Source organism: Streptomyces sp. SYP-A7185 (assembly GCF_046103685.1).
In the GTDB taxonomy this organism is placed as follows: Bacteria; Actinomycetota; Actinomycetes; order Streptomycetales; family Streptomycetaceae; genus Streptomyces.
This window is the reverse complement of the sequence record NZ_CP122310.1, coordinates 2896305-2909760: the sequence shown is the minus strand read 5'-3', so window position 1 is coordinate 2909760 and position 13456 is coordinate 2896305. Positions and strand designations below refer to the sequence as shown.

Sequence of the window (13456 nt, the reverse complement as noted above, 5' to 3'; positions counted from 1 at the left end):
GCACCCCCTGGAGACGTCTGCCATCCGTCTCCACTGTAGGACGGGTCCGCGTCGGCGGTACCAGGCCATGAGAGGGGCACTGGCCGAAAACCGCCCCTTGCTCCCTGCGGACACCGATCTCCATAATCCGCAACAACGCTTTGGCGGGCTCATGCCATTCTCGCGTCGTCGTGGGGAGGGCAGCGGGTCCGCCGTCGCGTGTGACCCCCCACAACCCCCCACGAAGGGACACCCGTTGAACACCAAGCTGCGTGGAGTCAAGAGAGCCGCCACCCTCGGTGCCATCGCCCTCGCCACCGTCAGTCTCCAGCCCGTCGCCGCGTCCGCGGCCCCGCACCCGGGCCCCACCCCGGGCGAGCGCGTGGTCGGCGGCACCCCCGCCGAGCAGGGTGAGTTCCCGTTCATGGTCCGTCTGTCGATGGGCTGTGGCGGCGCGCTGTACGCCCAGGACATCGTGCTCACCGCCGCCCACTGCGTGGACGGCTCGGGCGACAACACGAGCATCACCGCCACCGGCGGTGTCGTGGACCTGGAGAGCCCGGACGCGATCACGGTGAAGTCCACGAAGGTCCTCCAGGCGCCGGGTTACGACGGCAAGGGCAAGGACTGGGCGCTCATCAAGCTCGCGAAGCCCATCGACCAGCCCACCCTGAAGATCGCCAAGGACGACAAGCTCAACAACGGCGACTTCGACATCGCCGGCTGGGGCGCCGACAAGGAAGGCGGCCAGCAGCAGCGCCACCTCCTCAAGGCGAAGGTCCCGTTCGTCAGCGACGCGGACTGCGAGGCCGCGTACGGCGCGGACCTCACGCCCGGCGAGGAGCTCTGCGCCGGGAACCTGGCGCAGGGCGGCACCGACACCTGCCAGGGCGACTCCGGCGGCCCCATGTTCCGCAAGGACGAGGCCGGGGAGTACGTCCAGGTCGGCATCGTCAGCTGGGGCAACGGGTGCGCGCGCCCGAAGTTCCCCGGGGTCTACACCGAGGTGTCGACGTTCGCCGGTGACATAGAGAAGGCGGCGTCGGAACTCTGAGTTCCCGCCGTACGCGGGGCCGGACCAGCCACTGGTCCGGCCCCGCGGTCGTGTCGGGGCGCCCCCGGGCGTGCGGCGTGCCGGCCCGCGTTAGTCCAAGACCTGCCTCCCCTTTGTCCATGGGCGCACCCGTCCCTCCCGGCGGAGGGTGACCGCACCGAGATCCGTCCCACGGAGGGGTGCCATGCAGCCGTCAGACACGTCCGGCCCAAGCCGCAGAGCCGTAGTCGCCACGGGCGCGCTGGCCGGGGTCAGCGCCGCCGTCGGCCTCGCGGGCGCCGCCCCGGCCTCGGCGCGGCCCGCGGCGGCGGGCGAAGTCGTCCTGCGCTCCGCCGACCTGGAAGTGCGCGTCGCCACCGACTTCCCCCGCGTCGTCTCGTACACCGACCGTGCCTCCAAAGCCGTCCTGCACGCGCAGCCCGAAGCGGTCACCACCCTGCTGGTGGACGACGTCACGCACACCCCGGAGGTGACCGTCACCGACCGGGCGAGCGCCCGGATCGCGTACGGCCTGGCCCTCGGCGGCGGCACCACCCTCACCGTCGAGATCGCCGTCAAGGGCCGCCAGGTGCACTGGCGCGTGACCGGGATCGACGACACCGACGCCCTGCGCGTCGGCACGCTCCGCATCCCCGGGCTGACCCTGCTCGCCGTGCGCAGCGACCAGCCCGGCGCCACCCTCCTCGCCGCCAAGGTCCAGCTCGACAAGGCCAAGAGCGGGGACACCGAGGTCAGGCTCACCCCGGAGACCGCCGCGGAAGCGGCCACCGGATGCGCCTACGCCGTCGTCGCGCACGACGGTCTCGGCGGCGCCGTCGAGACCAACACCGTCCACGACAAACCCACCACCGAGGCCGGGACCACCTGGGACAACGGCAGGCTCCGGCGCGAGACCGTCCGGAAGAACGGCCACGTGGAGGCCCGCCTGGCCCCCGGCGAGTGGACCCACCGCGCGGCCACCGCCGCCGTCCGCGACACCGAGCCGCTGCCGTACGCCACCGTCGTCATCACCGGCGACCGCAACGGCGACGGCAAGGTCGACTGGCAGGACGCCGCCATCGCCTTCCGCGACATCATGGTCACACCGCTCGGCGCGGACGAGCAGCACCTGCGCGTCGTCCCGCACATCCCGTTCAACTTCGCCTCGCAGGCCACCAATCCGTTCCTCGCGACCCTCGACGAGGTCAAGCACATCCACCTGGCCACGGACGGCCTGCGGCAGTACACGCTGCTCAAGGGCTACCAGTCCGAGGGGCACGACTCCGCCCACCCCGACTACGCGGGCAACTACAACACGCGCGCGGGCGGCCTGGCCGACCTCAACACTTTGGTCAGAGAAGGCAAGAAATGGAACAGCGGCTTCAGCGTCCACGTGAACGCCACGGAGTCCTATCCCGTCGCCCGCGCCTTCTCCGAAAAGCTCGTCGACAAGACGAACGAGCAGTGGGACTGGCTGGACCAGAGCTACCGCATCGACCAGCGCCGTGACCTGGTGTCGGGCGACATCATCCGGCGGTTCGGCGATCTGCGCGACGAGACCGACAAAGGGCTCGACGCGCTCTACATCGACGTGTTCCGTGAGTCCGGATGGACCTCCGACCGGTTGCAGCGCGCCCTGCGCGCACAGGGCTGGCTCGTCACCAGCGAATGGGGCCACGGCTTCGAGCGCTCCTCCGTCTGGTCGCACTGGGCCACGGAGACGGATTACGGCCCCGACACCTCCCGGGGCATCAATTCACGGCTCATCCGATTCATCCGGAACCACCAGAAGGACGTGTTCGCCGACAAATGGCCGACCCTTCTCGGCATCGCCCGCATGGGCAATTTCGAGGGCTGGGTCGGCAAGACCGACTGGTCGTATTTCTACGACCTGATCTGGACCGACTCCCTGCCCGCCAAATACCTCCAGGCCCACCCCATCAAATCCTGGGGCGAGCACGAGATCGCCTTCTTCGGCGAGGGCGCGACCACGGTCTCCGACACCGACGGCGCCCGCCGGATCGTCACCGACGGCCGTGTCGTCTACGACGGGGGCAGCTATCTGCTGCCCTGGGAGCCCCGCAAGGCCACCGACCCCCCGAAGCTCTACCACTACAACCCCGCGGGCGGTGACAGCAGCTGGCGGCTGCCCCGCGGATGGTCCGGCCTCTCCAAGGTCGCGCTGTACCGGCTCACCGACCAGGGCCGGGCCTTCGTCGCCGATGTCCCGGTGCGCGGCGGCAAGGTCACCCTCGACGCCGAGGCCAAGCAGCCCTACGTCCTGTACCGCCGGCGCGCCGCGCCACTGCCCGACCCCGCCTGGGGGCAGGCCACGCCCCTGCACGACCCCGGGTTCCACTCCGGTTCGCTGCGCGGCTGGAAGGTCTCCGGGCCCGCCTCCGTGCGGCTCAGCGAGCTCGGCGACCACGAACTCGTCCTCTCCGCGGGCGGCAAGGCCGCCGTCGGCCAGCGGCTGCGCCGCCTGAAGGCGGGGGCGTACGTGGCCTCCGTACAGGTCGAGGTCGGCGAGAAGGCGGGCGACGAGCGCCGGGCCGCCCTGGAGGTGCGCACCGCCGACGGTGTCACCGCCGCCAACTGGACGCGCACCTCCACGGCCGGCAACTACGTGGCGGCCGACCGCAAGCACGGGACCCGCTTCCAGCGGATGTTCGTGCCCTTCACCGTCCCCGACGGGGGCGGCCCGGTCGAGCTGACGCTGCGGGCCGACGCGGGCGACGCGCGCGTGCGCTTCGACAACGTGCGCGTCGCCCCCGCCCCGGGCGGCGGCGCACCGCAGCGCGGCACCCTCGTCTCGGAGGACTTCGAGCACGTGCCGCAGGGCTGGGGGCCGTTCGTGAAGGGCGACGCGGGAGACGTCACCGACCCGCGCACGCACATCGCGCAACGGCACGCCCCCTACACGCAGCGCGGCTGGAACGGCAAGGCCATCGACGACGTCATCGACGGCTCGCAGTCCCTCAAGTCCCGCGGCGAGAACACCGGGCTCGTCTACCGCACCGTCCCGCACACCGCCCGCTTCGAGCCGGGCAAGCGCTACCGCGTCTCCTTCCGGTACGAGAACGAGAAGGCGGGGCAGTACGCGTGGATCACCGCCGTCGACGAACCCGCGGCACGCGAACTCGACCGCAAGGAACTGCCCGTCGCCACCGCGCCCACCGTCCTGACCTACGAGTTCACCGCCCCCGCCCAGGGCGAGGCATGGGTCGGACTGCGCAAGAGCGGGGACGACGGCACCGCGGAGTTCACCCTGGACGCCTTTGAGGTACGCGAGATCTGACGCACCCCGGGGGAGCCGGTAGGGCCGCTCACGCCGGCCCTTCCGGCTCCCGAGGGGACGCTCAGGTCCCTGCCGGCCGCCCCGGAACCGGCGACAGGGCGATCTCCCCGTCACCCGCCCCCTCCAGTTCGAGCACCCACACCTCGTTCACGCCCTCCCGCAGCACGGGACCAGGCACGAACAGCGAGCTCTGCGGACCCACCGCCCAGTAGCGGCCCACGTTGAAGCCGTTCACCCAGACGAACCCCCGCGTCCAGGAGGGGAGGCGGAGCACCGCATCGCCGGGACCCGCCACCTCGACCGTCCCGCGATACAGGCCGGGCAGACCCGACCCCACATCGCCGGACGCCACGACGCCCCGTACGGCCGACGGCACGTCGAACGCGTCGAGCCGCAGCCCCTGGGCCTCCACCCCGTGCAGATACTGCCGCTCGTGCAGCACCCCGCCGGTGATCCCCTTGGCCTCCCCGGTCCGCGGCCCGTAGTTGACCCGCCCCAGGGACTCCACCCACAGCTCCACGCGCGCGTGCCCCGCCACGGGCTCGGGCAGCGCCGGCTCCTCCTCGGTGAGGACCCCCGCCCGCACCCCGTCCACGTACACCACGGCCAGATCCCGCAGCCCCCGCACCCGCAGCGGATACGGCCGCCGCGGACCCGGCACGGTCAGCGCGTACCGGACCAGACCGCGGTCGACGTCGAGCTCCTCGAACGTGGGCGGCACGGCGTACTCCTCCACCGGCCCGCCGAGCGACTCCATGACGGCGGACAGCGGCGCCCGCTCCGCGAGAGCGACCACCGCCGCCTCACCGAGCGCGGCCGGGGGCGCGGGCGGCTCCGGCAGTGGACCGCGCGCGTAGGGGGCGAGCACCTCGCGAAAGAGCCAGAACTTCTCCGTGGGCCGCCCGAACTCGTCGACGGGCGCGCCATAGTCGTACGAGGTGACGTCCGGCTCCAGGACACCGTCGTGCAGCGCGCCACCGCCCCGGTTCGCCCCCGCCCACCCGGCGAAGTTCGTGCCGCCGTGCGCCATGTAGAGGTTGACCGACGCCCCGCACTCCAGGATCTCGCGCAGCGCGTCCGCCGCGTCGGCGGCATCCCGCGTCACGTGCTCGGCGCCCCAGTGGTCGAACCAGCCGCACCAGAACTCCATGCACATCAACGGCCCCTTGGGCCGGTGCTGCCGCAGCGTCGCGAAGCCCGCCCGGGCCTGCGAACCGAAGTTGGCCGTCGCCAGGACACCGGGCACGGACCCGCCGGTGAGCATGTGGTCCTCGGGGCCGTCGGACGTGAACAGCGGCACGCTCACCCCCTCGTCCCGCAGCAGGTCGACGAGATGACGCAGGTACACCTGGTCCGAGCCGTAGCTGCCGTACTCGTTCTCCACCTGCACCATGATCACCGGGCCGCCCCGGTCGTGCTGGCGCGGGACCACCTGCGTCAGGAGGCGCCCGAACCAGCGGTCCACGTGCGCCAGATACTCCGCGTCCCGCGTGCGCGCGCGTGCCCCCACCGCGCCCGTCAGCCAGTGCGGCAGACCGCCGTTCTCCCACTCGGCGCAGATGTACGGCCCCGGCCGGACGACCGCCCACAGACCCGCGTCCCGCGCGGCGTCCAAGAAGCGGCCGAGCGCCTCCACGTCGGCGAACTCCCCGGGGCGCGGCTCGTGCAGATTCCACGGCACGTACGTCTCCACGCAGTTGAGCCCCATCGCGCGCAGCATCGCGAGGCGGTGGCCCCACTGCGCCTCGTGCACCCGGAAGTAGTGCAGCGCCCCGGACAGCAGCCGTACGGGCCGCCCGTCCAGTTCGAAATCGTCCTCGCCCACCCTGAAGCCGTTCATCGCTCCCTCTCGCTCACGTACCGCTCCGCCACGATCACCTCTGGCGGGCGGCAGGGTCCATGGACAAAGATCTAGGCGGGTTGGACGCAGCGAGCGGGCCGCGGCCCGGACGAAAGGGGCACCAGCGGATGTACCACACGTGGATGCGGTATTTCACGCCGAGCCCGGCCCACCACCGCCTCGGCCTCGCCTGCCTCGGCGTCGGCCTCCAGCACGGCCTCCTGCCGACCGTGGGCCCGCGCACCCTCGACCACCACGTCGCCGTCGTCGTCAGCGCGGGCGGCGGCTGGTTCCGGCACACCGACGGCCGGCGCACCACGGTGACGGCACCCGCCCTGATCTGGCTCACCCCCGGAGTGCGCCACCACTACGGGCCCGACCCGGAGAGCGGCTGGGACGAGTGCTTCGTCGACTTCACCGGGCCCGCCACGGCCACCTACACCGAACTCGGCTACATCGAACCCGACCGGCCCGTGGTGCCCCTCTCCGACGCCACCGGCGCGCGGGCCGCCGTCGGACGCATCGCACGCGCCGCACGGCGCGGCAACCCCCTCCTGGAAGTCGAGACGGGCGCCGCCGTCCACGAACTCCTCGTCGCGCTGCGCAGGGCCCGCGCCGACATCGCCCCCGACGGCGACCCCGTCCTCCAGGCCCTGGCCCGCGACGCCTTCCAGCCACTTTCCGTCGCCGGGCACGCGGCACGGCACGGCATGACCCCCGCGGAACTGCGCACGGCGGTCCGCAGGGGCGCCGGATGCAGCCCCAAGGACTACCTCCTCGGCATCCGCCTGGGCCGCGCCAAGGAACTGCTCGCCGCCACGGAACTGCCGGTCGCCGCCGTCGCCCGCCGCGTCGGCTACGACGACCCCGCCTACTTCTCGCGGCTGTTCACACGCCGCGTGGGCACGGCACCCGTCCGCTTCCGCGAACAGCAGGGGCGCGCCGTCCCCGGCGGCTGGTCGCAGCAGATCCCCGACCCGGACCACCCGCCGATTTTGCGCTCTTCCCCCGTCGGCGGCGAAGGACCGGCAACGTAGGCTCGTGGACCATGACCACCAGCCACACAAGTGACGCGAACGGCGCCGGGGCCACGGACGAGGCCGTGCGCGCCGAGCTGTCCCGCCTGCGCGACAGCATCGACAACATCGACGCCGCCGTCGTCCACATGCTCGCCGAGCGCTTCAAATGCACCCAGCAGGTCGGCCACCTCAAGGCCAACCACCACCTCCCGCCCGCCGACCCGGACCGCGAGGCCCGCCAGATCGCCCGCCTGCGCCAGCTCGCGGAGAGCGCGAAGCTGGACCCGGCGTTCGCCGAGAAGCTGCTCAACTTCATCATCGCGGAGGTCATCCGCCACCACGAGACCATCGCCAAGTCGTCGTGAAGCGGACCACCGGGCCTGCCCGCCGGTGACATCAGGCAGCATGGACCCATGCCCGTACTGACGCGCGACGAAGCGCAGACCCGAGCCCGGCTCATCGACGTCCACCGGTACACGGTCGAGCTCGACCTGACCCGCGGGACCGAGACCTTCGACTCCCGTACCGTCATCCGGTTCACGGCACTCGGCGAGCCCACGGCCACGGTCGACACCTTCGTCGAGCTCAAGCCCGCCGAGCTGCGCTCCGCCACCCTCGACGGCCGGCCGCTCGACCCGGCCGGCCTCGCCGAGAACCGGCTCGCGCTCACCGGGCTCGCCGCGGGCGAGCACGAACTGCGCGTCGACGCGGCCATGCGCTACTCGCACACCGGCGAGGGCATGCACCGCTTCACCGACCCCACGGACGGCGAGACGTACACGTACACGCAGCTGTTCATGGACGACGTGCAGCGGGTCTTCGCCGCCTTCGACCAGCCCGACCTGAAGTCCGTCTTCGAGCTGACCGTCACCGCCCCCGAGGGCTGGACCGTCCTCGCGAACGGCGTCACCGAGCACCTCGGCGACGGCACCTGGCGGGCCGCCCCCACCCCCCTGATCTCCACCTACCTCGTCGCCGTCGCCGCCGGCCCCTGGCACTCGGTCCGCACCGAACACCGCGGCCTGCCCTTCGGCATCCACTGCCGCCGCTCGCTGGCACCCTTCCTGGACGCCGACGCCGACGAGATCCTCGACGTCACGCGCGCGTGCTACGACCGGTACCACGAGAAGTTCGAGGAGCCCTACCCCTTCGACTCCTACGACCAGGCGTTCGTCCCGGAGTTCAACGCCGGCGCGATGGAGAACCCCGGGCTCGTCACCTTCCGCGACGAGTTCATCTACCGCTCCGCCGTCACCGAGACCGAGCGGCAGACCCGCGCCATGGTCATCGCCCACGAGATGGCCCACATGTGGTTCGGCGACCTCGTCACCCTCAGGTGGTGGGACGACATCTGGCTGAACGAATCCTTCGCCGAGTACATGGGCTTCCAGACCACCGCCGAAGCCACCCGCTTCACCGACACCTGGACCGACTTCGGCGTCGCCCGCAAGTCCTGGGGATACGACGCCGACCAGCGCCCCTCCACCCACCCCGTCGCCCCCGCCCCGGACGCCGTGCCCGACACCGCGTCCGCGATGCTCAACTTCGACGGCATCTCGTACGCCAAGGGCGCCTCCGCCCTGCGCCAGCTCGTCGCCTGGCTCGGCGAGAAGGACTTCCTCGCCGGCATCAACACCCACATCGCCCGGCACAAGTTCGCCAACGCCACCCTGGCCGACTTCATCGAGTCCCTCGCGCACGCCACCGACCGCGACGTGCACGGCTGGGCCGACCAGTGGCTGCGCACCACCGGCGTCGACACGCTCACCTCGGTGGTCTCCCACGACGCCCGCGAGTGGACCCTCTCCCTCGACCGCGACGGCAGCCGCCCCCACCGCGTCGCCGTCGGCGTGTACGACCGCGGCCTCACCGGCGGCCAGGACCTGGTCCTGCGCGAGCGGTACGAGCGCGACGTCCCCGGCACCGGGGACCCCGAGCCCCGCGACGGCGGCCGCCCCGCGCTGATCGTCCCCAACGACCAGGACCTCACGTACGCCAAGGTCCGCCTCGACGACGTCTCCATGGAGACGGCCCTGCGCAGCCTCTCCCGCGTCCCCGACGCCCTCACCCGCGCCGTCCTGTGGAACAGCCTGCGCGACATGGTCCGCGACGGCGAACTGGACGGCACGGTCTACCTGGAGACGGCCCGCGCGCACCTGCCCGACGAGACCGACCTCGCCCTCGTCCAGGGCGTCCTCGCCTTCGCCACCACCTACGTCGCGGGCCGCTTCCTGCCGCCCGCGCGGCGGACCGTCGCCCTCACCACCCTCACCGAGCTGTGCCGCGACCTCATCCGGCGCACGGAGGACGGCTCCCACCCGGGGCTGCGGCTCACCGCCGTCCGCGGCTTCATCGACGTGGCGACGCGCCCCGACCCGCTCCAGGAGTGGCTCGCCGAGGGCACCGTCCCGGGCGGGCCCGAACTCGACCCCGAGCTGCGCTGGCGCGTCCTGACCCGCCTCGCCGTCCTCGGCGTCGCCGACGAGGCCGCGATCGCCGCCGAGCTGGAGCGGGACCCGAGCGCCACCGGCCAGGAGGGCGCGGCCCGCTGCCGTGCCGCGCTGCCCGACCCGCAGGCCAAGCGCCGCGCGTGGGACGCGATGTTCGCCTCCGACGACCTGTCCAACTACCTCCTGACGGCCACCGCCCAGGGCTTCTGGCAGCCCGAACAGGCCGACCTCGTCCGGGAGTACGTCCCCCGCTACTTCGAGGACGCGGTCGCCGTCGCGGCCCGCCGCGGCCCCGCCATCGCGGACGTCGCGGGCCGCTGGGCCTTCCCGGCACCGATGGTCGACCCCGAAACCCTCCGCCTCGGCACCGAATGCCTCCGGACGACGACCCCCACCCCGGCCCTCCACCGCAAACTGACGGACCAACTGGACGACTTGACCCGAGCCCTACGCGTACGCGAGACGACCACCCCCTAACCCCGCAAGGGGCGCGATCAGCCACGACGGTGGCGCGGCCGAGGTGGGGCAGGGGCGCCCCGTAAGGGGCGCGGGGAACGGCGCGCTCAGCCACGACGGTGGCGCGCCCGACAAGGGGCGCGAGGAACCGCGCGCTCAGCCACGACGGTGGCGCGCCCAAGGTACGGCAGGGGCGCCCCGCAAGGGGGCGCGGGGAACGGCGCGGCAAGGCCCCGACGGGCCAGCGGTTGACAAAGGGGCGCGGGGAACGGCGCGGCCAAGCCCCGACGGGCCAGCAGTCGAGGAGGGTCCACGCCGCTCGGAGCGCCTAGCACTGACGCCCCACCCCCCACCCCCTCTCCGCCCGGCAGTACCACTTTCGGGTTCGGATCGTTGAGCTCTTCGGGCGTGCCGTCCGCACGGCAGACAGGCTGGCTGTCCCCGCCCGCGCGCACCCGAAGGACGTCGCCCATGAGCACTCCGCCGCCCCTCGCCGGAGGAGCCCAAGGCCCCGCCTCACTGCGACCGTTGCTCACCACCGCCCTGGACGCCCTGCGCACCGGTGCGAGCGCCCGCGGCGGCCCCCTCCCCGCAGGCGGCCCGGCCGCCGTGGCCGCCCGGGTACGTGAAGCCACCGGCGACATCCTGCCCACCCGCGGCACCGGCGCCGACACCGCCCTGCGCACACTGGTCCACGCGCTCGCCGAAGGCGCAGCCGACCCCGCACACGCCCTCTGCGCGGCCCACCTGCACTGCCCCCCGCTGGCACTCGCCGTCGCCGCCGACCTGGCCGCCTGCGCGCTCAACCCCTCCATGGACTCCTGGGACCAGGCCCCCGCGGCCTCGGAGATCGAAACCCTGGTCACCCGCGCCCTCGCCGCCGAGGCCTACGGACCCGGCGGCGCCGACGCCCTCGTCACCACCGGCGGCACCGAAGCCAACCAGCTCGCCCTGCTCCTGGCCCGCGAACACCACGCCACGCACGCCACACCCCCCACGCACACCCCCCACGCCACGCCCCCCACGCACCACCCCGTCCAGCTGATCGTCGGCGACAACGCCCACCACTCCCTCGCCCGCGCCGCCTGGCTCCTCGGCATGCCCCCACCGGTCACCGTCCCCGCCCCCGCAGGCATCCTCGACCCGGCCGCACTCGACGACACGCTGGCCCACCTCACCGAAACCCCGGCCCCACTCCTCGTCGCCGCCACCGCGGGCACCACCGACGCCGGACTCATCGACCCCCTCGACCGGATCGCCGACCTCTGCACGGCCCACGGCGCCCGCCTGCACGTCGACGCCGCGTACGGCGGCCCCCTCCTGTTCAGCGACACGCGCAAAGCACTCCTGCACGGCATGGAGCGCGCCGACAGCATCACCTTCGACCTGCACAAACTCGGCTGGCAGCCCGTCGCGGCCGGCCTGCTCCTGGTCCGCGACGGCCGCGACCTCACGGCGCTCGGCCACCACGCCGACTACCTCAACGCCGACGACGACACCGAAGCGGGCCTCCCCGACCTCCTCGGCCGCTCCCTGCGCACCACCCGCCGCCCCGACGCACTGAAGATCGCCGTCACCCTCAAAGCCCTCGGACGACAGGGCATCGGCGCCCTCGTCGACCAAGTCTGCGCCCAGGCAACGGAGTTCGCCGCCCTCGTCGACGCCCACCCCGGCTTCGAGCTGTACGAGCGGCCCGTCATCAGCACGGTCCTCTTCCGCCCCGCAGACGCCACCGACGACCACATCGCCCACGTCCGGCGCGAACTGCTCTCCCAAGGGCGCGCCGTCCTCGGCCGGGCCACCCTCGACGGACGCCGCTGGCTCAAGGCCACCCTGCTCAACCCGCACACCCGGCCCGGCGACCTCGCCGAGCTCCTGAAGCTCGTGGAAGGAACCACCCCCCGATGACCGGCCAGAACGACAAGCCCGCCCCGCCGCTCACCACCCCCGAGGACCCCCGGGACCTGGTCGGCATCGGCATCGGCCCCTTCAACCTCTCCCTCGCCGCCCTCGCCCAGCCCCTGGCCGGACTCGACGCCGCCTTCTACGAACAGCGGCCCGCCTTCCACTGGCACCCCGGCATCCTCATCGACGGCGCCAGCCTCCAAGTCCCGTTCCTCGCCGACCTGGTGACCCTCGCCGACCCCGCGAGCCCCTGGACCTTCCTCAACTACCTCAAGACCCGCGAGCGCCTCTTCCCCTTCTACTTCGCCGAGCGCTTCCACATCCAGCGCGCCGAGTACGACGCGTACTGCCGCTGGGTCAGCGAGAACCTCCCCGCACTGCACTTCGGGCACCAGATCGACGCCGTGCGCTGGAACCCCGAACGGGACCTCTTCGAGGTCGACTTCACCCAGCTCGACGCCGACGGAGAGGCCGAGGCACTCGGCCGGACCTACACGAAGAACATCGCCGTCGGCGTCGGCACCGCGCCCTACGTCCCCGAACCCCTCAAGCCCCTCGCCGACGCCCCCGCCGTCCCCGTCATCCACTCCGCGGACTACCTCCTGCACCGCGACCGGCTGCTCGCCGCCGACCACGTCACCGTGATCGGCTCCGGCCAGTCCGGCGCCGAGATCTTCCTCGACCTCCTCAAGCACCGCCCCGTGGGCGCCGAGAAGATCCACTGGCTCGCCCGCACCGAGGCCTTCGCCCCCATGGAGTACTCCAAGCTCGGCCTGGAACACTTCACCCCGGACTACACCCGCTACTTCCACGCCCTGCCCGAAGCCGTCCGCGACGGACTCGTGACCCACCAGTGGCAGCTCCACAAGGGCATCGACGCCGACACCATCGCCGCCATCCACGCCGAGCTCTACCAGCGCACCCTGCACGGCGGCTGGCCCGACGCCGTCCTCACTCCGGGCGTCTCCGTGCGCACCGCGGGCCGCGTCGCCACCACCCGCGTCGAACTGCACCTGGAACACCTCCAGCAAGGCACCCGCTCCCGCCTCACCACCGACGCCGTCGTGCTCGCCACCGGCTACCGCGAACGCCCCCTCGACCAGCTCCTCGCGGGCCTCGACCCCTACATGCGCCGGGACTCCGCGGAGCGCCCCCGCATCGACGAGCGGTACCGCCTCGTCCTGGACCCCTCCGTCACCGGCAGCGGCAGCAACGTCTTCGTCCAGAACGCCGAACGCCACACCCACGGCGTCGGCGCCCCCGACCTCGGCCTCGCCGCCTGGCGCAGCGCCACCATCCTCAACGCCCTCACGGGGGAGACCCCCTACCCGCTCCCGCAGCGCACCGCGTTCACCAGCTTCGGCCTCCAGACGCCGCAGACCCACCCCTCCACCGCCGGCCGCATCGGCGAACAACGCAGAAACCTCGTACACCTCAAGGGCTGACGCACAGCACCCACCGGGCCGGCCGCAGCCG

8 protein-coding genes are annotated in these 13456 nt (G+C 72.7%); 7 read left to right on the top strand and 1 reads right to left on the bottom strand.

Annotated elements, in window-relative coordinates:
- The first annotated feature begins 235 nt into the window (after positions 1-235).
- A complete protein-coding gene (locus QBL25_RS12775) occupies positions 236-1033 on the top strand; it encodes a S1 family peptidase (protein WP_409057155.1) in 798 nt (265 codons plus the stop codon).
- A 184-nt stretch (positions 1034-1217) separates the two neighbouring features.
- Positions 1218-4310, top strand: a complete 3093-nt coding sequence (locus QBL25_RS12770; RefSeq protein ID WP_409057154.1) for an endo-alpha-N-acetylgalactosaminidase family protein — start codon at positions 1218-1220, stop codon at positions 4308-4310.
- 61 nt (positions 4311-4371) lie between these two features.
- Here QBL25_RS12770 and QBL25_RS12765 read toward each other — a convergent pair whose 3' ends face one another.
- Positions 4372-6150 (bottom strand): glycoside hydrolase family 35 protein, encoded by a 1779-nt coding sequence (locus QBL25_RS12765; protein WP_409057153.1) that lies wholly within the window; start codon positions 6148-6150, stop codon positions 4372-4374.
- Between the two features lie 128 nt (positions 6151-6278).
- On the opposite strand from QBL25_RS12765, the gene QBL25_RS12760 reads away from it, so the two are divergent.
- From QBL25_RS12760 to QBL25_RS12740, 5 genes are all read left to right on the top strand, one after another.
- The gene (locus QBL25_RS12760; protein WP_409057152.1) at positions 6279-7187 is read left to right on the top strand and encodes a helix-turn-helix domain-containing protein; all 909 of its coding nucleotides are present in this window, start codon (positions 6279-6281) and stop codon (positions 7185-7187) included.
- An 11-nt stretch (positions 7188-7198) separates the two neighbouring features.
- Positions 7199-7534, top strand: a complete 336-nt coding sequence (locus tag QBL25_RS12755; RefSeq protein ID WP_409057151.1) for a chorismate mutase — start codon at positions 7199-7201, stop codon at positions 7532-7534.
- 48 nt (positions 7535-7582) lie between these two features.
- Positions 7583-10096 (top strand): aminopeptidase N, encoded by a 2514-nt coding sequence (pepN, locus tag QBL25_RS12750; protein WP_409057150.1) that lies wholly within the window; start codon positions 7583-7585, stop codon positions 10094-10096.
- Positions 10097-10546: 450 nt separating this feature from the next.
- Entirely contained in the window at positions 10547-11983 is a 1437-nt protein-coding gene (locus QBL25_RS12745) for a pyridoxal phosphate-dependent decarboxylase family protein (RefSeq protein ID WP_409057149.1), read from the top strand.
- On the top strand, positions 11980-13425 hold the full coding sequence (locus QBL25_RS12740; protein ID WP_409057148.1) for a lysine N(6)-hydroxylase/L-ornithine N(5)-oxygenase family protein: 1446 nt from the start codon (positions 11980-11982) through the stop codon (positions 13423-13425). Before QBL25_RS12745 ends, QBL25_RS12740 begins: the two co-directional genes overlap by 4 nt.
- Positions 13426-13456 lie beyond the last annotated feature (31 nt).

Excerpts from the sequence above, each read along its gene's own strand:
- QBL25_RS12770 (WP_409057154.1), top strand. The coding sequence starts at position 1,218 with ATGCAGCCGTCAGACACGTCCGGCCCAAGCCGCAGAGCCGTAGTCGCC.
- QBL25_RS12765 (WP_409057153.1), bottom strand. The coding sequence starts at position 6,150 with ATGAACGGCTTCAGGGTGGGCGAGGACGATTTCGAACTGGACGGGCGG.
- QBL25_RS12760 (WP_409057152.1), top strand. The coding sequence starts at position 6,279 with ATGTACCACACGTGGATGCGGTATTTCACGCCGAGCCCGGCCCACCAC.
- QBL25_RS12755 (WP_409057151.1), top strand. The coding sequence starts at position 7,199 with ATGACCACCAGCCACACAAGTGACGCGAACGGCGCCGGGGCCACGGAC.
- pepN (WP_409057150.1), top strand. The coding sequence starts at position 7,583 with ATGCCCGTACTGACGCGCGACGAAGCGCAGACCCGAGCCCGGCTCATC.
- QBL25_RS12745 (WP_409057149.1), top strand. The coding sequence starts at position 10,547 with ATGAGCACTCCGCCGCCCCTCGCCGGAGGAGCCCAAGGCCCCGCCTCA.
- QBL25_RS12740 (WP_409057148.1), top strand. The coding sequence starts at position 11,980 with ATGACCGGCCAGAACGACAAGCCCGCCCCGCCGCTCACCACCCCCGAG.